A 17,644-nucleotide genomic window follows, 5' to 3' on the forward strand; every position below is an offset into this window, starting at 1 on the left:
TCCCGTCATACTGCGCCATCGGGGACCGCGGGGCCCCCGTTCGGCGGAGTCAGCGGAAGCGTCAGCCGCGCCACCGCCCCGCCGTCCGGTGCGTTGCCGAACTCCAGGCGCGCGCCCAGCACCTCCGCCTGCCCGAGAGCGATCGTCAGGCCGAGTCCGTGCCCTTTCGAGCCGCCCTCCGTGCGGAACCGCTGCGGCCCGTGCGCCAGGAGGTACTCCGGATAGCCGTCCCCGTGGTCCCGCACGGTCACCACGGGCCCGTCCACCGTCAGCACCACCGGCGGCCGCCCGTGCTTGTGCGCGTTCGCGACCAGGTTGCCCAGCACGCGTTCCAGCCGCCGCCGGTCGGTCTCCACGCGTGCGTCCCGCACGACCTGCACCCGGGTCTCGGTCCCGGAGGCCCGCACGACCCGGCCGGCCAGCACGCCCAGTTCCTCGACGGCCAGGTCCAGCCGCTCCCGCCCGGTGTCCAGCCGGGAGATCTCCAGCAGGTCCTCGGTGAGGGTGCGCAGCGCCGCCACCCGGTCCCGCACCAGCTCGGTCGGGCGGCCCGGCGGCAGCAGCTCCGCCGCCGCGTGCAGGCCGGTCAGCGGGGTGCGCAGCTCGTGCGCCACGTCCGCGGTGAACCGCTGCTCGGCCTGCAGCTTGCCCTGGAGCGAGGCGGCCATGGAGTCCAGCGCGGCGGCCACCGCGGCCACCTCGTCCTGCGGCCGGCTCGGATCGCGGGTACGGGCGTCGTGCACGCGGGCGTCCAGGTCGCCCGCGCTGATCCGCCGCGCGACCTGCGCCGTGGCGTGCAGCCGCCGGGTCACCCGGGTCACCGCGAACGCCCCCACCAGCACCGTCGCCCCGGTCGCGAGCGCCGACGACCAGACGATCGCCTGGTCCAGTCCGTCGATGGTGCGTGCCTGCTGCGCGTAGTCGACGGCCACCGCGAGGACCCGGCCGCGGTCGGCGGGGCCCGCCGCCCACATCGTGGGGCGGCCCTGCCGGTCGGCGACCATCGTGCCGCGGTTCCCGGCCGCCGCGAGCTCACGCAGCGGCGCGGGCAGCCCGTCGGGGTCGAGGCCGGCGCCCGGCAACAGCGGGTCCCCGGCCTCGTACGCCGCCGTGGCGTCCGCCAGCCGGGACAGTGCGAGGTCGCGGGCCTCGCCGACCGTCCGGTGCGTCACCGAGACATGCACCAGGACGCCGAGCAGCGCGGCGAGGGCGCAGCACATCGCCGTGATGAAGAGGGCGGACTTCACGGCCAGGGGGCCGGCCCAGCGGGGCAGCGTGAGCCTCATCGAGGGCTCGCCGAGGGCGTCGCGGACGGGCGGGGGGAGTCCTCCCGCTTGCCGGTGCGCAGCATCTCGTCATGCGTGAGCAGCATCGCGCGCTGCTCCGGGTCCCAGGTCCACTGCAGGCGGTACTCGTAGCCCGTGACCTCGGACGGCGCGCGCAGGATCACCGACCGCCCGGCGATCTCCACCCCGCTCAGGGCGTCGTCGTACGCCATGACCTGCATCAGCCGGTGCCTGTCGACGGTGTAGACGCGGACGGCGGTCAGCTCGCCGGGCAGCAGCCGGAAGCCCAGCGTCAGCTCGTGGCGCCCGTCGCCGGTCAAGTCCCGGTAGTACGGCTCGAGGACGGGGCACCGGGTCCGGTCCCCGGCCCTGCCGCACTCCTCCATCCGGCGGGCCGTCTCCCGGTACCGGGCCTTGCTTCCCCGGTAGTCGCCCGGGTTCGCGGCGATCTCGGTGCGGACCACCGCGACCGGGTCCACCGTGCGGATGTCGTCGCCGGGGACGTCGACACCCTTCATGACCTTCCGGTCCACCTCGCCGATCTCGAAGGCGGGGCTGGACGCCGGCGGCAGCTCGGGCCACAGCCGGGCCGGGCCGACCGCGGTCGGTGTCGCCCCCGCGCCACGCAGCCCGCCCGCGTCACCGCAGGCCGTGGCGGTCGCCGCCAGGAGGACGGCCGTGAGGACGGCGAGGACGTGCACAGGGGTGGTGCGCGGGGGAAGACGGAGGGGCACTGCGCTCCTGTGGCTCATGGTTCACGGTGGTCGGGCCGCGTACACCTTATTCGTGGGGAATTCCTTTTTGCGTATCCGTTCGGTGTACGGACGGCCCACGGCTACTCGGCGAGCTCCTCCAGTAACCGCACCGTCGGCAGCCCCGCCCGCAGATACTCCACGAACAGGTCGTTGTGCAGCGCCCAGGGCGAGCGGCGGGTGCGGATCAGCCGGATCGCGGCCTCCGCGGAGCTGCCGCCGTGCACCAGGGCGTGGGCGATGACCAGGCCGGAGCGGTTGTAGCCGTGGTAGCAGCGGACGAGGACCCGGCGGCCCTGGTCCAGCGCGTCGCAGACGGCCTCGGCCAGCCGGATCACGCCCGCGAGCTGAGTGCCGTCCAGGGGCCCGTCCGGGATGGGCCACACCTGGTGCTCGACGCCCGGGTCGGGGCCGTGGCCGGGCAGCCGCAGAAGAGTCTGGACGAGATCGAACTCGTCCCGCACGACGGCGAACTCCACCTCGCCCGAACGGCCCGTGAACTCGTGCCCGCCCATCCACAGACCGGGCACGATCTCGTCCCACGGGCTGTCCGGAGCCGGTACGTCGGGTTGCTTCCTGCGGGTACGCAACGGCTCCTCCCGAGGGCCTGCCCAACTCCTCTCAAAGGTAACCGGGTTCTTGCCCCGGCAGCACCCCGCCTGTTCCCATGGTCATGGGGTGATGTGCATGAGCGGACTGCGCGTCGTACCGACCTGGCAACACGGTCGGGAACGGCTGTACGTCTGCCTCACGGACGGCAGGAACATCGCCTGGTACGACCGTGAGGCGGCCCGGGTCAACCTGATCGGCGAGGACCGCAGAGAGGACGTCCTTCAGGCCCTGCGCCCCTTCCTGGCCGGCCCGGTCACGGTGGGCCCGCCACCGGTGCCCACCCCGGCCGAGCTGGCCCGTCTCTCCCTGCACCCGGACGACGACCTGGCGCCCAACCGCCCCGGCGAGGCCCTCCTGATCGCCCTGGACCGGAATCCGGGCGGCCCGGTGCCCCGGTTGCGCACCGATCCCCGGCGCCGGGCGCTGGAGGCCGAGCAGACGGTGGGGGAGGCGCTGGACCGGCTGGACGGCGCGGGCTGGCACACCCTGCACTCCGTTCCGCTGCCCGGCGGCGACTGCATCCACCACCTGCTGATCGGCCCCGGCGGACTCTTCGCGATCCACACGCTGTACGCCCGCAAGCAGCGGATCCTGGTCGCCGACCCCATGGTCACGCCGGGGCGGCGGGAGCCGCGGCCGCTGCTGCGCCGGGTGCGTGCGGACGCCGACCGTGCCTCGTACGCCCTGACGGCCGAGGTCCACCCCGTGCTGGCCCTGGTCGGCCCGGGCCGCGTGTCCCTCGACGGGCCGGTGCGCGAGGTCCGCGTCCTGCAGGACACCGACCTCGCCGGGCTGGCGCGGCTCGGCGGAGTCCTGAAACCGGCGGACGTGGAGGCCCTGCACGCCATGGCCCGGGACCGGAACACATGGGCCCGGGTGTGAGATCGGTGCGTGCGGCGCACCCCCGGGACCGCGGTGCCGGTCAGGGCAGTGGGCCGGCCTGTTCCGGGTCGAGCAGCGGGGCCAGTACATCGCCGTAGTCCTGCACGCGCGGGGCGATGTCGCCGGCCTGGAAGGTCAGCTGGCCGACGTCCCCGCACGCCTCGACCTCCTCCCAGGTCACCGGCGCCGACACCGTCGGCGTGGCCCGTGCCCGCAGGGTGTACGGCGTCGCCGTCGTCTTCCGGGCGGCGTTCTGGCTCCAGTCGACGAACACCTTGCCCGGTCTGAGGCTGCGCGTCATCTGGTGCAGGACCAGCCGGGGCATCGCCTTCTCCGCCTCCATGGCGAGCTCCTTGGCGTACTCCGCCACCTGGTCGGAGGGGGCCGGCCGGATGCCGGCCAGCAGATGAAGCCCCTTCGACCCGGATGTCTTCGCGTACGCGTCGATACCGTCCGCCGCCAGCCGCTCCCGCAGCCACAGCGCGACCTCGCAGGCCTGGACGACGGTCGCCGGTGCCCCGGGGTCCAGGTCGAAGACCAGCCGGTCGGCCATCGCCGGCTCCTGGACCACCCACTGGTGCGTGTGGAACTCGGTCACCAGGTTCGCGGCCCACATCAGGCTCGGCAGGTCCTGCACGAGCACCATCCGGGCCGGACCCTCCGAACGGGGCACCTCGGCGATGGTGACCCACTCGGGCGTGCCCGGCGGCACGTTCTTGGTGAAGAAGACCTGTCCGTCGGGCCCGTCCGGGTAGCGCAGGAAGGACACCGGCCGATCCCGCAGATGCGGCAGCAGCACGTCGGCGGTCGTCGCGTAGTAGTGCAGCAACTCGCCCTTGGTGAACCCGGTCGCCGGGTGCAGCACCTTCTCGAGGTTGCTCAGCGCGACCCGCCGCCCCTCCACCTCTGTGATCGGCGTCATACGATGAGAATCACACGAAACCGGCTGATATGGCTTGATGCCGCTTGATACCTCTTGATGCCGTCACGAAAGGTGCTGGATGTGCGATCCATATGGAACGGCGCCATCTCGTTCGGCCTCGTCAGCATCCCGGTCAAGCTGGTGAACGCCACGGAGAGCCACTCGATCTCGTTCCGCCAGATCCACACGGAGGACGGCGGGCGGATCCGGTACCGCAAGTTCTGCGAACTGGAGGACCGCGAGGTCAGCGGGTCGGAGATCGGCAAGGGCTACGAGGACGAGGACGGGTCGATCATTCCGGTCACGGACGAGGATCTGGCTCATCTGCCCCTCCCGACCGCGAAGACGATCGAGATCGTGGCCTTCGTGCCGGGCGAACGGATCGATCCGCTCCAGATGGACGCGGCGTACTACCTCGCGGCGAGCGGCGCCCCGGCCGCCAAGCCGTACGCGCTGCTGCGGGAGGCACTGAAACGCAGCAACAAGGTCGCCATCGCCAAGTTCGCGCTGCGCGGCCGGGAGCGGCTGGGCATGCTGCGGGTGGTCGGCGACGCCATCGTCATGCACGGGCTGCTGTGGCCGGACGAGGTCCGCGCCCCCGAGGGCGTCGCCCCCGAGACCGACGTCACCGTCCGCGACAAGGAACTCGATCTCGCGGACGCCCTGATGGACACCCTCGGCGAGGTCGACCTCGAGGATCTGCACGACGAGTACCGCGAGGCCGTCGAGGAGGTCATCGCCGCGAAGGCCGCCGGCGAGGCACCCCCCGAGGCGCCCGAGCCGGCGAAGGGCGGCAAGGTCATCGACCTGATGGCCGCCCTGGAGAGCAGCGTCAGGGCGGCGAAGGAGTCCCGCGGCGAACAGCCGGCCGAGGTCCGCGAGCTCCCCCGGCGCAGGACGAGCCGCAGCGCGCCCAAGGAGCCCGCGGGCAGGAAGTCCACGGCGAAGAAGCCGACCGCCAGGTCGGCGCAGACGGGAAAGAAGACGGCGTCCACGAAGAGCACCGCGAAAAGCACGACGAAGAAGACCGCCGCGAAGAAGACCACGTCCCGCAAGCGCTCGGCCTGAGCGGACGCCCCGTCAGCGGGCCGTCGAGTTGGCCGTGGGCGTGGGCGTCGGGGAACTGGTGTTCACGTCCAGGCCGGGGGGTTCGGTGAGGGCCACGACGGGGGCGCCGGGCTGTGGCGGGGGCGGGGTGACCTGTTCCCTGGGCATCTTCGGCGGGTTGGTCTGCTGGAAGTTCACCTGGTCGAAGTTGACCATCTCGGTCTTCTCCAGAACCGTGATGTGGTCGAGCACGGTGTCGTTGGTTTGGTCGGCGAGCGCCCGGACCAGCGTGTTCTTGGTGCTGGCGCGGATCTTGGCGACGACCGGGAAGATCCCCCCGTGCGCGGTGCGCATGATGTTCACCGCGGTGGTGTCGAACTGCTTGCCGCGCTCCGCGTCCGCGGTCGCCACGAACTGTTCCTGCTGCGGGGAGGGCTGGTTGGGCAGCGTGATGCCGAGTTCGGGAGCGATCTTGCGGCAGGTCGCGTCGAGCCGGGCGTGCCCGGCGACCAGGTGCTCGCCGGCCTCCTTCATCTCCGGCGTGGTGCCGCGCTCCATCGCCATCATCCCGAGCGGGTACTCCCACAGCCCGGCCGCCCGCACCTTGACGACGAAGTCGCGGTCGGCCTCGGTGAGCGGCCCGTACGGGGTGTTGGCGATGATGCGGTCCTGGGCACTCGACGTGTTCTCGATCCCGAGCATGGCGGGGTAGGCGAGGGCGGCGATGGTCAGGGTCAGCGCGCCGCCCACGAAGACGGTTCCGACCATGCTGCGCGTCAGGCGCATTCTGCCTCCTGGTGCGAACGGCTCCGGACGCCAAGAGGTACGGATCTCAGGCGCCCGGCAATCATCGAGCCGGGTAAAAAACTGCTGTGCGCGGTATGGCATGCATCACAAGGCGGTCGCCGTCACGGCGGCCAGCTCCTCCGCCGTCCGCGGACCGGCCGCACTCTCGCCCAACAGCCCCTGCGCCCGCAGCAGTTCCGCTGCCGCGACGCCCCACGGCAGCCGCAGCCCGGCCTGCCGGAGGAGGTCCGTGCGGGCCAGGGTCGCGGGCGCGGGTCCGGTGCGGACGCCGGACGGGGTGAGCAGGGCCGCGTCGTCCGCCCAGCGCAGGGCCAGGTCCACGTCATGGGTCGCCATCACCACGGTCGTGCCGCTCTCGCGGAGGGCGTCGAGGGTGGCGAGCAGCCGTTCCTGGCCGTCCGGGTCGAGCCCGGCGGTCGGCTCGTCGAGGATCAGCACCCGCGGGCGCATGGCGACGGCACCGGCGATCGCGGTCCGTTTGCGCTGCCCGTACGAGAGCAGGTGCGTGGGCCGGTCGGCCAGCCCGGCGATGTCCAGGGCGTCGAGCGCCTCGGCGACGCGGGAGCGCACCTCGGCGTCGGGCAGCCCCAGGTTCAGCGGCCCGAAGGACACGTCCTGCGCGACGGACGCGGCGAACAGCTGGTCGTCCGGGTCCTGCACCACCAGCTGGACGGTGGTCCGCAACCGGGTCAGGCCCTTCCGGTCGTACGACACCGGCCGGCCCTGAACCGTCAACTGCCCGGTGTGCGGCCGCAGTCCGCCGCTGAGCAGCCGCATCAGCGTGGTCTTGCCGCTGCCGTTGCGCCCGAGCAGGGCCAGCGCCCGCCCCTCGGGGATCGCGAAGTCGAGGCCGTCGAGCACGACGGGGCCCTCCTCGTAGGCGAAGGAGGCGCCCCGCAGGGCGACGAGCGCGGGCTCGCTCATGACAGCGGCCTTTCCAGTACGAAGGTGAGGGCGGCCAGCGCCGCCAGCAGGGCGGTGCTCGCGGCCGTGAAGCGGACGGAGATGCGGGCCTCGGGCACCAGGACGCGCAGGGTGCCGTCGTAGCCGCGTCCGGCCAGCCCGGTCTGCAGCCGCGCCGCCCGGTCGAAGGCCCGGACGAAGGCGGTCGCGCCGAGCCCGGCCAGGGAACGCCAGGTCGCGGCCCGCGTGGTGTGGCCGAGCCGGGCGGCCTGCGCGTCCCGGATCCGGCGCACGGAGTCGAGCAGCAGGAAGCTCATGCGGTACGTCACCAGCGCCACGTCGACGACCGGCGCCGGCACCCCGGCCTTCACCAGCCGCGGCAGCAGATCGGACATCGGGGTGGTGAACGCGAACAGCAGCACGCCGAGCGAGGCGGCCGAGGTGCGCAGCAGCAGTTCCCCGGCGCGCACCGGGCCCTCGTCGGCCAGGGACACGAACCCGCCCGGGCCGCCGACCTGCACGAGCAGGGTGGCCGCTCCGGTCACGCAGAAGCCCAGCGGCACCCGGTACGCCCGCCACAGGCGGCGCCGGGGCACGCCCGCCGGACCGAGCAGCGCCACGAGCGCCGTCACCAGGACCAGGGCGGCACCCGGCCAGGGCGGCAGCGAGATCGAGAGCAGGGTGAGTCCAAGCCCGAGCACGGCCTTGTCCACGGGGTGGCGGCGGCGCCAGCGACTGCTGTGCGCCGCCGCGTCGATCGGCAGCACTCAGACCCGCTCGTCGGCGCCGTCGGCGCCCTGCCGCTCCAGCGCCCGCTTCTCGCCCTGCCGACGCCCGCGCCGCAGCCCGAAGTAGTAGGCGAGGACACCCGCGCCGATGGCCGCCTGCAGCGAGAACAACGCCGACTCGATCTCGCCGGAAGGCGGCTCGTACAGGGGCGAGAACCAGGGCTCGTAGTCCGGCTCGATCTCGGTGATGGCCTTCTCCGCCTGCCCGTCGGCGCCCGTGAACGGCTCCTCCTCGTCGTCGCCGAGCCCGAGGGCCAGCGGCAGCACCGCGAGCGCGGCCACGAGGAGCAGCAGCAGGGAGTTGATCTTCGCGTTCCGGCTCATCGGGCCACCGCCTCCGTCTTGTTGCCGGCCAGGAGCACCCCGAGCCGGGTCAGCTCACCCCGGCTCGACTGCACCAGCAGACGCATCACCAGCACCGTGAGCAGCCCCTCGCTCACCGCGAGCGGGATCTGGGTGACGGCGAAGATGGAGCCGAACTTGCCGAGCGCGCCCAGGAATCCGCTGCCCGGGTCGGGGAAGGCGAGCGCCAGCTGCACGCTGGTGACGCAGTAGGTGGACAGGTCGGCGACGAACGCGCCGCAGAAGACGGCGACCATCAGCGGCACGTCGTACCGGCGCAGCAGCCGGTACACCCCGTACCCGGCCCACGGCCCGACGATCGCCATGGAGAAGACGTTGGCGCCCAGCGTGGTCAGGCCGCCGTGCGCGAGCAGCAGCGCCTGGAAGAGCAGGGTGATGGTGCCCAGTACCGCCATGACCGGCGGCCGGAACAGGATCGCGCCCAGCCCGGTGCCGGTGGGATGGGAGCAACTCCCGGTCACCGAGGGCAGTTTCAGGGCCGACAGGACGAAGGTGAAGGCTCCGGAGGCGCCGAGGAGCAGTGTGCTCTCGGGGTGCTCCCTGACCTCACGGGTGAGTGACCGGACTCCGTGGACGACGAACGGCGCGGACGCGGCGCCCCAGGCGACCGCGTGCGCAGGAGGCAGAAAACCCTCGGCTATGTGCATGGCTCAGCAGACCCTCTCCAGCACCTCGTGGATGGTTGACGTGCCTTGGCCGGTCTCCTGGCTGACGGGTACCACCGCCCGTGCTCCGCCTTCCCGGGTCACAAGGACCCAGTGGCTGCCCGTGAGGGCCGGAGCCGGACTTCCCGATCACAGTGGCGAGGGCCGCACCGGTGTTTCACCGGATTTCCCGTGCACCAAGGCGTGGTGACAGTAGTGCCCGGTCAGGGGTGGAGACAAGCGCACCCCGGGAGGCGTGCGGGCGGCGGACGCCCGCTCACGCCCCGCGGGACGCGCCGTCGCCGGCTCCCCCGAAGGCGTCGAGCAGCCGTTCCGCCGCGAGCGTGGCCGTCAACTGCCCGTCCCTGACCTGCTGTTCGAGTTCCGGTGCGAGGGCCCGTACCGCCGGGTCCGCGTGCAGGCGGCCCAGCAGTTCGTCGCGGACCATGCTCCAGGTCCAGTCGACCTGCTGGTCGCGGCGCTTGGCGGCGAGCCGGCCGGTGGAGTCCAGGAGGGTGCGGTGCTGCTCCAGGCGCTCCCACACGGTGTCCAGGCCGGTCGACTCACGGGCACTGCAGTGCAGGACGGGCGGGGTCCAGGCGGCGTCCTTGCCGTGCATGAGACGCAGGGCGCCCGACAACTCCCGTGCCGCGGCGCGGGCGTCGCGCTCGTGCGGGCCGTCCGCCTTGTTCACGGCGATCACGTCCGCCAGCTCCAGGACGCCCTTCTTGATGCCCTGCAGCTGGTCGCCGGTGCGGGCCAGGGTCAGCAGCAGGAAGGAGTCGACCATGTCGGCCACCGCGGTCTCCGACTGGCCGACGCCGACCGTCTCCACCAGCACCACGTCGTAGCCCGCGGCCTCCATCACCACGATCGACTCACGGGTCGCCTTGGCGACGCCGCCGAGCGTGCCGGCGGTGGGGGAGGGCCGGACGAACGCCGCCGGGTCGACCGCCAGGCGCTCCATCCGCGTCTTGTCGCCCAGGATCGAGCCGCCCGTACGGGTCGACGACGGGTCGACGGCGAGCACGGCGACCCGGTGGCCGAGCGAGGTGAGCAGCGTGCCGAACGCGTCGATGAACGTCGACTTGCCCACGCCGGGCACCCCGCTGACCCCGATCCGCCGTGCCTTCCCGCTGTGCGGCAGCAGCTCGGTCAGCAACTCCTGCGCCAGTGCCCGGTGCTGGGGACGGGTGGACTCGACGAGGGTGATGGCCCGGGCCACCATCGCCCGCTTCCCGTCGAGCACACCCTTCACATATGCGTCGAGATCGATCACAGCTCGTGTCCGAGGCCGGCTGCCAGCCGCTGCAGAAGGTCGTATGCCGCGTCCGGGATCACCGTCCCCGGCGGGAACACGGCCGCCGCGCCCATCTCCAGCAGGGTCGGCACGTCCTGCGGCGGGATCACTCCGCCCACCACGATCATGATGTCCTCGCGCCCCTCAGCCGCCAGCTCCTCGCGCAGCGCCGGTACGAGCGTGAGGTGGCCGGCGGCCAGCGAGGAGACGCCCACGATGTGCACGTCCGCCTCCACCGCCTGCCGGGCGACCTCGGCGGGCGTCTGGAACAGCGGGCCGACGTCCACGTCGAAACCGAGGTCGGCGAACCCGGTGGCGATCACCTTCTGGCCGCGGTCGTGGCCGTCCTGGCCCATCTTGGCGACCAGGATGCGCGGACGACGGCCCTCGGCCTCCTCGAAGGAGTCCACGAGCGCGCGGGTGCGGTCGACGGACGGGGACTCGCCGGTTTCGTTGCGGTACACGCCGGAGATCGTACGGATCTGGCTCGCGTGCCGTCCGTACACCTTCTCCAGGGCGTCGGAGATCTCCCCGACGGTCGCCTTGGCGCGGGCCGCGTGCACCGCCAGTTCCAGCAGGTTGCCGTCACCGCCCGCGGCCCGGGTCAGCGCGTCCAGCGCGTCCCGGCAGGCGGTCTCGTCGCGCTCCTCGCGCAGCCGCCGCAGCTTCTCGATCTGCTGGGCGCGCACGGAGGAGTTGTCGACCTTGAGGACCTCGATCTGCTCGTCGGTGTCCACCCGGTACTTGTTCACGCCGATCACCGGCTGCCGCCCGGAGTCGATCCGGGCCTGGGTGCGCGCCGCCGCCTCCTCCACGCGCAGCTTCGGAATGCCCGCGTCGATGGCCTGCGCCATGCCGCCCGCCTGCTCGACCTCCTGGATGTGCTGCCAGGCGCGGCGGGCCAGGTCGTACGTCAGCTTCTCGACGTAGGCGCTGCCGCCCCAGGGGTCGATCACCCGGGTCGTGCCCGACTCCTGCTGGATCAGCAGCTGGGTGTTGCGGGCGATCCGCGCGGAGAAGTCGGTGGGCAGGGCGAGGGCCTCGTCGAGGGCGTTGGTGTGCAGCGACTGGGTGTGGCCCTGGGTGGCGGCCATCGCCTCCACGCACGTGCGGGTCACGTTGTTGAACACGTCCTGTGCGGTCAGCGACCAGCCGGAGGTCTGCGAATGGGTGCGCAGGGACAGGGACTTGGCGTTCTTCGGGTCGAACTGCTTCACCAGCTTCGCCCACAGCAGGCGGGCCGCCCGCAGCTTGGCGATCTCCATGAAGAAGTTCATGCCGATCGCCCAGAAGAAGGACAGCCGCGGCGCGAACGCGTCCACGTCCAGCCCGGCCTCCCGCCCGGCCCGGAGGTACTCCACGCCGTCGGCGAGGGTGTACGCCAGCTCCAGGTCGGCCGTCGCGCCGGCCTCCTGGATGTGGTAGCCGGAGATGGAGATGGAGTTGTAGCGGGGCATCCGCTGCGAGGTGAAGGCGAAGATGTCGGAGATGATCCGCATCGACGGCTTCGGCGGATAGATGTACGTGTTGCGGACCATGAACTCCTTGAGGATGTCGTTCTGGATGGTCCCGGCCAGCTTCTCGGGCGGTACGCCCTGTTCCTCCGCCGCCACGATGTACAGCGCGAGCACCGGCAGCACGGCGCCGTTCATCGTCATCGACACGGTCATCCTGTCCAGCGGGATGCCGTCGAAGAGCTGCCGCATGTCGTAGATCGAGTCGATCGCCACGCCCGCCATGCCGACGTCACCGGTCACCCGCGGGTGGTCGCTGTCGTAGCCGCGGTGCGTCGGCAGGTCGAAGGCGACCGACAGACCCTTCTGACCGGCCGCCAGGTTGCGCCGGTAGAAGGCGTTGGACTCCTCCGCCGTGGAGAAGCCCGCGTACTGGCGGATCGTCCAGGGCTGGTTGACGTACATCGTCGGGTACGGGCCGCGCAGGTACGGGGCGATACCCGGGTAGGTGTCCAGGAAGTCCAGGCCCTCCAGGTCCTGCCCGGTGTACAGCGGCTTGACGGTGATGCCCTCCGGGGTCTCCCAGAGCAGGTCGTCGCCGCCGGTGGCCTTCTTCACGGCCGTGCGCCACTCGTCGGCGCCCCCGTCGGCGGCCGGGGTCCCCAGCTCGACTCCGGCGAAGTCGGGGATTCCTCCCATCAGGACACTCCCATGCGATCGAGGGTGGCGGAGAGCACGGCGACGGCGTCGCAGCCGGCGAAGACGTAGGCGTCGACACCGCTGTACCGGCCGGGACGCCCGGCCAGGAACACCTGGCGGGCGCCCGCCTTCCGCAGGTCCTCGGCGGCCTGCGCGGCCTGCTCCTCGTACAGCGCGTCGCTGGAGCACAGGCAGGCCTCGGTGGCGCCGCTGTCCTCGAACGTGCCCTCGGTGACCGGCTCGATACCGCCGGCCTGGAACAGGTTGGAGGCGAAGGTGAGGCGTGCGGTGTGGGCGGCGGCGGGGCCCAGGGCGGCGAGGTAGATCCGCGGCCGGCTGCCGGTCGCCGCCAGGTGGGCGTCGGAGCGGGCGCGCAGTGCCTCGTACGCCTCGTCGCGCCGCACCCGCGGCAGCCCGCCGGAGGGAGCCGCGGGAGCGGGCGTGCGCTCCACCGGCCGTTCGGCGAGGTGCGGGAACTCGCTGACCCCGGTGATGGGTTCGCGTCGCTCGGCGAGCTTGCCGGTGCGCGCCTCCCAGGTGCTGGCCAGGTCCTGCCGGAGACGACCCGAGCGCAGGGCGGCCGCGAGCCCGCCGCTGCGCTCGATGCCCTGGAAGAACTCCCAGCCCGCATGGGCGAGTTCGTCGGTGAGCCGTTCCACGTACCAGGAGCCGCCCGCCGGGTCGATCACCCGGGACAGGTGCGACTCCTCGATGAGGATCGTGGAGGTGTTGCGGGCGATGCGCCGAGCGAACGCGTCCGGCAGACCGAGCGCGTGGTCGAAGGGCAGCACGGTGACGGCGTCGGCGCCGCCCGCCCCGGCGGCCAGCGCGGCGACGGTGGTGCGCAGCATGTTCACCCACGGGTCGCGGCGCGTCATCATCACCGGCGAGGTCACGACGTGCTGGACCTGCGCCCCGGGGGCTCCGCAGACCTCGGCCACCCGTGCCCACAGCCGGCGCGCCGCCCGCAGTTTGGCGATCGTCAGGAACTGGTCGGCGGTGGCCGCGTACCGGAACTCCAGCTGCGCGCAGGCCTGTCCGACGCTCAGCCCCGCCTCGGTCAGCTCCCGCAGACAGGCGACACCGGTCGCCAGTGAAGCGCCCAGCTCCTGCGCGGCGGAGCCGCCGGCCTCGTGGTACGGCAGCGCGTCCACGGTCAGCGTCCGCAGCCCCGGATACTCCTCGGCGCACCGCCGGGCAAGTCCGGCCACCGGCGCGAAGTCGAACGGCTGCCCGGTCCGGGCCTCGAACCCCAGCGGGTCGGCGCCCAGGGAGCCGCGCGCCGCATCCCTGCCGACGCCCCGCTCCTCGTACAGCCGCAGCAACTCCCGCGCGGCGGATTCGACCTCGGCCCCGGCGTCCAGGGCGACGGGCGCCAGGTCGAGATACACGCCCTCGAGGACCCGGCCGAGCGACGCCACCGGGATGCCGCCCTCGCCGACGGCCAGCCACAGCGAGGTGACGCCGTTCTCCAGGTCCGCGAGGACCGCGTCGGGGTCGGGCGCCGTGTGCCGCTGTCGTACGTCCCAGCCGCCGACCGTGTTGCCCTCGGCGCGGCTGCCGCGGACGAAGGGCGCGAAGCCGGGCAGGCCGGGCTCGGGCGCGGTGTCGTGGCCGGTGTACAGGGGGCGGACGCGCAGTCCGTCCTCGAGCGTGGTGGACAGGGCGTCCTCGGCCGCAGCGCCCTCGACTTCCTTGCCCGACTTGAGCAGGACGCCCGCCACGAGGCGTTGCCACTGTTCACGGGTCGCGTCGGAGAACTCGGCGGCCAGGGTGAGCCCGTCGTCGGGCAGGACCGTCATGGCTCGGATGGTAGGCCAGGTGGACACCTGAGCAGCAGAGGGCCGGGCTGTGACCTTGTCCTCGCCCGTTCACCCTTGAAGCCCGGGCGGACTCCGTATTACGTCCGGATGTGACCGTGACCACCCGGGACTCGTGTGTGACGCAGGCCACAGAACCGTCCGGGAACCCGCCCCTCATCAGGCCCGACCTCTGTAACCGGTACAGGTCAGGAGGCCGGTGATGGAACAAGCACAGCAAACCTCCCCGGGAACGGGCGTCCAGGCGCTGCGAAGACTGGCGCCACCGCCCGCCCTGTGCGGTTTCCTCCTGCTCCTCACCCTGGTCTTCACGGTGTCGTACGCCGTCGGATCCGCAGCCGGACCGGTCGCGCCCGGCATGCGCCCCTCCGGCACGGGCAACGGCGTCGAGGACGCCCCGGGCACGGGCACGGACCCGGAGACCGACGAGATGCCGGGAATGGGTGGCCACTGATGGCCACGGAACCGGCACCCCCGCTGCTCACCACGGACCTGACCGTGGGCGGAATGACCTGCGCGGCCTGTGTGCGGCGAGTCGAGAAGAAGCTGGCCAAGCTGGAGGGCGTGACCGCGACGGTCAACCTGGCCACCGGCAGCGCCCGGGTCAGTCATCCGCCGGACATCCGCCCCGAGGAACTCGTCACGACGGTCGAACAGGCCGGGTACACGGCCGCACTGCCCGCGCCGCCCCGGGAGCGCAGGCGTGCACAAGCCGAGTCCGGGTCCGACCCCGAGGCCGATGCCGTGCGGCAGGAGCGGGGCCGGCTGCTGATCACCGCGCTGCTCGCGGTGCCCGTGCTGGTGCTGTCCATGGTGCCCGCCTGGCAGTTCCGCAACTGGCAGTGGCTGTGCTTCGCGCTGGCCGCGCCGGTCGCCGTGTGGAGCGCATGGCCGTTCCATCTGCGGGCGCTGCGCGGGCTGCGGCACTCGACGGCGACCATGGACACCCTGGTCTCGCTCGGCGTCGTGGCGTCCTTCTCCTGGTCGGCGTACGCGCTGTTCCTCGGCGGCGCGGGCGATCCCGGGATGCGGATGGCGTTCAGTCTGCTGCCGGACGCCTCGGACGACGGCATGGCCCACGTCTACCTGGAGGCCGCGGTCGCCGTACCGCTGTTCGTGCTGGCCGGACGCTTCCTGGAGGCGCGGGCCCGGCACGGCACCGGGGCCGCCCTGCGGTCGCTGGCGGAGCTCGCCGCCAAGGAGGTCTCCGTACGCGGCGACGACGGATCCGAACGCCTGGTTCCCATCGAGGAGCTGACGGTCGGGCAGGTCTTCGTCGTACGGCCCGGTGAGCGGGTCGCCACCGACGGCGAGGTGACCAAGGGCAGTTCCGCCGTGGATCTGTCACTGGTCACCGGGGAGAGCGAGCCGGTCGAGGTCGCGCCCGGATCCGCCGTGGTCGGCGGGGCCGTCAACGCGGGCGGGCTGCTGCTGGTGCGGGCCACCGCCGTCGGCGCCGACACCCAGCTCGCCCGGATCACCCGGCTGGTGACCGAGGCCCAGGCCGGCAAGGCGAAGGCACAGCGGCTGGCCGACTCGGTGGCCGGGGTGTTCGTGCCGGTGGTGCTCGCGCTGGCCGTGACCGTGCTCGGCTTCTGGCTCGGGGCCGGCGCCGACCCGCAGGCGGCGATCACCGCATGCGTGGCCGTCCTGGTCGTGGCCTGCCCGTGCGCGCTGGGTCTGGCGACCCCGACCGCGCTGATGGCCGCCACCGGCCGGGGCGCCCAACTCGGCGTCCTGGTCAGGGGCCCGCAGTCCCTGGAGGGCCTCGAACACATCGACACCGTCGTCCTCGACAAGACCGGCACCCTCACCTCCGGGCACATGACCGTCGCCCGCGTCACGGCCGTACCGGACGGCCCCGGCCGGGACGAGGTGCTGCGGCTGGCCGCGGCAGTGGAGCAGGGCTCCGAGCATCCGCTGGGCCGGGCGATCGTCGCGTATGCGACCCGCACCCTGTCCGGGGCCCGGCTGCCGGAGGTGGCCGACTTCACCGCCACGGCCGGGCGGGGCGTACGCGGCCGGGTCGAGGGCCGGCTGGTCGAGGTCGTCGCACCGGACGACGAACTGCCCGAGGCGCTGACGGACGCCCTCCCCGCCGCGGAGGCCGCCGCGCACACGCCCGTCCTGGTCCGCGTGGACGGGCAGACCCAGGCGCTGATCGAGATCGGTGACGTCGTACGGCCCGGCAGCTACCGGACGGTGGACCGGCTGCGCCGGCTCGGCGTCGAGCCGGTGCTCGCCACCGGCGACCGTGAGGCCCCGGCCCGCGCCGTCGCCGCCGCGCTCGGCATCGAGGAGGTGCACGCCCGCTGCACCCCGGAGGACAAGGCCGACCTCGTACGGGAGCTGCGCGAGAGCGGCCGCCGGGTCGCGGTCGTCGGCGACGGCGTCAACGACGCGGCCGCGCTCGCCGGGGCGGACCTCGGCATCGCCATGGGCGGCGGCACGGACGCGGCGATCGGTGCGGCCGACGTGACGCTCGTGCGCGGTGACATCGAGGCGCTCGTGGACGCGGTACGGCTCGCCCGGCGCACCCTGTCCACCATCCACACCAACCTCCTGTGGGCCTTCGGCTACAACGTCGTCACCGTGCCGCTCGCCATGGTGGGCCTGCTCAACCCGATGCTGGCCGCCGCAGCCATGTCGGTCAGCTCGGTCCTGGTGGTCACCAACAGCCTCCGGCTGCGCGCCTGGCAGCCGTCACCCGGCCGGGAGCGTGACCGGGCCGACGGGGAGAGCCGCGGGGCGGCTGCCGGGGACGGCGGGCCGTCGCCCGCCGAGGGCCTGATACCGGCCGGGAGGGGTGACGCATGAGCGGAGCGACCTGGCGGCCCACCCGGCGGCGGCTCGCCGACACCCTGCGGGCCGCCGTCGCCCCCGTCGCCGCCTGCGGCATCGCCCTCGGGGCGCTGACCGCGTGGACCGCTGCCGGCAACGCGGGCAGTGGACCCCGGATCGAGGTCGGCGGGGGGCGGGTCTTCCTGCCGAACAGCGAGAGCGGGGACACCGCGGCGTTCTTCCGGATCACCAACTCCGGAGGCATGGGCGACCGGCTGACGAAGGTGACGTCCTCGGACACCCTGGGCGGCGAGGGCACCCTCAGCCGGCACGACATGACCGGCGACGCGGCGGCGACCGGGAAGGCGGTGGACTCCGTGATCGTTCCGGCCGGTGAACGCCTCGACATGTCCCCCTACGGCCTCGACATCACCGTGCGGGCGAAGGCGGACTGGCGTACGGGCGACCTCGTACGGTTCACGCTGCACTTCGAGGACAGCGGACGGATCGAGACCCAGGCGGTGGTGGTCCTTCCCACCTCGGACGGGTGGTGACCACCCGCCCCGTCCCAAGTGGCCGGATCC

Annotated in this window: 17 protein-coding genes and 1 riboswitch; of the genes, 5 read left to right on the top strand and 12 right to left on the bottom strand. The window is 72.9% G+C overall.

What is annotated here, in order from left to right; translation table 11 throughout:
- Nucleotides 1-5 precede the first annotated feature (5 nt).
- From ACFV7R_RS20520 to ACFV7R_RS20530, 3 genes are all read right to left on the bottom strand, one after another.
- On the bottom strand, nt 6-1,286 hold the full coding sequence (locus ACFV7R_RS20520) for an ATP-binding protein (protein ID WP_385265212.1): 1,281 nt from the start codon (nt 1,284-1,286) through the stop codon (nt 6-8).
- Nucleotides 1,283-2,020 carry a hypothetical protein gene (locus ACFV7R_RS20525; RefSeq protein ID WP_385265214.1) on the bottom strand — a complete coding sequence of 246 codons (738 nt, stop codon included), beginning with the start codon at nt 2,018-2,020 and terminating at the stop codon, nt 1,283-1,285. The genes ACFV7R_RS20520 and ACFV7R_RS20525 overlap by 4 nt, the downstream gene beginning before the upstream one ends.
- Before the next feature lie 101 nt (nt 2,021-2,121).
- Nucleotides 2,122-2,628, bottom strand: coding sequence for a dual specificity protein phosphatase family protein (locus tag ACFV7R_RS20530; protein WP_385265217.1), 507 nt, complete (start codon nt 2,626-2,628; stop codon nt 2,122-2,124).
- 97 nt (nt 2,629-2,725) lie between these two features.
- On the opposite strand from ACFV7R_RS20530, the gene ACFV7R_RS20535 reads away from it, so the two are divergent.
- A complete protein-coding gene (locus ACFV7R_RS20535) occupies nt 2,726-3,532 on the top strand; it encodes a nuclease-related domain-containing protein (RefSeq protein WP_385265220.1) in 807 nt (268 codons plus the stop codon).
- Nucleotides 3,533-3,572: 40 nt separating this feature from the next.
- On the opposite strand, the gene ligD is transcribed toward ACFV7R_RS20535, so the two are convergent.
- On the bottom strand, nt 3,573-4,454 hold the full coding sequence (gene ligD / locus ACFV7R_RS20540; RefSeq protein ID WP_385265223.1) for a non-homologous end-joining DNA ligase: 882 nt from the start codon (nt 4,452-4,454) through the stop codon (nt 3,573-3,575).
- Between the two features lie 72 nt (nt 4,455-4,526).
- Here ligD and ACFV7R_RS20545 point away from each other — a divergent pair, with 72 nt between their 5' ends.
- Nucleotides 4,527-5,522 carry a Ku protein gene (locus ACFV7R_RS20545; RefSeq protein WP_385265225.1) on the top strand — a complete coding sequence of 332 codons (996 nt, stop codon included), beginning with the start codon at nt 4,527-4,529 and terminating at the stop codon, nt 5,520-5,522.
- A gap of 12 nt (nt 5,523-5,534) precedes the next feature.
- On the opposite strand, the gene ACFV7R_RS20550 is transcribed toward ACFV7R_RS20545, so the two are convergent.
- The 8 genes from ACFV7R_RS20550 to ACFV7R_RS20585 all read right to left on the bottom strand — a co-directional run bounded on the left by ACFV7R_RS20550 (nt 5,535) and on the right by ACFV7R_RS20585 (nt 14,261).
- A complete protein-coding gene (locus ACFV7R_RS20550) occupies nt 5,535-6,287 on the bottom strand; it encodes a DUF4142 domain-containing protein (protein WP_385265228.1) in 753 nt (250 codons plus the stop codon).
- 105 nt (nt 6,288-6,392) lie between these two features.
- Nucleotides 6,393-7,232 (bottom strand): energy-coupling factor ABC transporter ATP-binding protein, encoded by an 840-nt coding sequence (locus ACFV7R_RS20555; RefSeq protein ID WP_385265231.1) that lies wholly within the window; start codon nt 7,230-7,232, stop codon nt 6,393-6,395.
- Nucleotides 7,229-7,978: a cobalt ECF transporter T component CbiQ gene (cbiQ, locus tag ACFV7R_RS20560; RefSeq protein ID WP_385265234.1), complete on the bottom strand. Its 750-nt coding sequence runs from the start codon at nt 7,976-7,978 to the stop codon at nt 7,229-7,231. The genes ACFV7R_RS20555 and cbiQ overlap by 4 nt, the downstream gene beginning before the upstream one ends.
- On the bottom strand, nt 7,979-8,323 hold the full coding sequence (locus ACFV7R_RS20565; protein ID WP_385265237.1) for an energy-coupling factor ABC transporter substrate-binding protein: 345 nt from the start codon (nt 8,321-8,323) through the stop codon (nt 7,979-7,981). It lies immediately after the preceding gene.
- The gene (locus tag ACFV7R_RS20570) at nt 8,320-9,009 is read right to left on the bottom strand and encodes an energy-coupling factor ABC transporter permease (protein WP_385265240.1); all 690 of its coding nucleotides are present in this window, start codon (nt 9,007-9,009) and stop codon (nt 8,320-8,322) included. The genes ACFV7R_RS20565 and ACFV7R_RS20570 overlap by 4 nt, the downstream gene beginning before the upstream one ends.
- A 29-nt stretch (nt 9,010-9,038) precedes the next feature.
- A riboswitch (cobalamin riboswitch) is annotated at nt 9,039-9,223 on the bottom strand.
- A gap of 60 nt (nt 9,224-9,283) precedes the next feature.
- The gene (gene meaB, locus ACFV7R_RS20575; protein ID WP_385265243.1) at nt 9,284-10,285 is read right to left on the bottom strand and encodes a methylmalonyl Co-A mutase-associated GTPase MeaB; all 1,002 of its coding nucleotides are present in this window, start codon (nt 10,283-10,285) and stop codon (nt 9,284-9,286) included.
- Nucleotides 10,282-12,459, bottom strand: coding sequence for a methylmalonyl-CoA mutase (gene scpA, locus ACFV7R_RS20580; RefSeq protein WP_385265246.1), 2,178 nt, complete (start codon nt 12,457-12,459; stop codon nt 10,282-10,284). The genes meaB and scpA overlap by 4 nt, the downstream gene beginning before the upstream one ends.
- Nucleotides 12,459-14,261, bottom strand: a complete 1,803-nt coding sequence (locus tag ACFV7R_RS20585; RefSeq protein WP_385265248.1) for a methylmalonyl-CoA mutase family protein — start codon at nt 14,259-14,261, stop codon at nt 12,459-12,461. Before ACFV7R_RS20585 ends, scpA begins: the two co-directional genes overlap by 1 nt.
- A 220-nt stretch (nt 14,262-14,481) precedes the next feature.
- On the opposite strand from ACFV7R_RS20585, the gene ACFV7R_RS20590 reads away from it, so the two are divergent.
- The 3 genes from ACFV7R_RS20590 to ACFV7R_RS20600 are packed head-to-tail and all read left to right on the top strand — an operon-like array spanning nt 14,482 to nt 17,614.
- A complete protein-coding gene (locus tag ACFV7R_RS20590; RefSeq protein ID WP_385265250.1) occupies nt 14,482-14,733 on the top strand; it encodes a hypothetical protein in 252 nt (83 codons plus the stop codon).
- Nucleotides 14,733-17,096, top strand: a complete 2,364-nt coding sequence (locus ACFV7R_RS20595; RefSeq protein ID WP_385265253.1) for a heavy metal translocating P-type ATPase — start codon at nt 14,733-14,735, stop codon at nt 17,094-17,096. Before ACFV7R_RS20590 ends, ACFV7R_RS20595 begins: the two co-directional genes overlap by 1 nt.
- On the top strand, nt 17,093-17,614 hold the full coding sequence (locus ACFV7R_RS20600; protein WP_385265256.1) for a copper chaperone PCu(A)C: 522 nt from the start codon (nt 17,093-17,095) through the stop codon (nt 17,612-17,614). Before ACFV7R_RS20595 ends, ACFV7R_RS20600 begins: the two co-directional genes overlap by 4 nt.
- The last annotated feature ends 30 nt before the right edge of the window (nt 17,615-17,644 follow it).

The sequence above is a fragment of the Streptomyces sp. NPDC059866 genome (genome assembly GCF_042731325.1).
Lineage (GTDB): Bacteria > Actinomycetota > Actinomycetes > Streptomycetales > Streptomycetaceae > Streptomyces > Streptomyces flavusporus.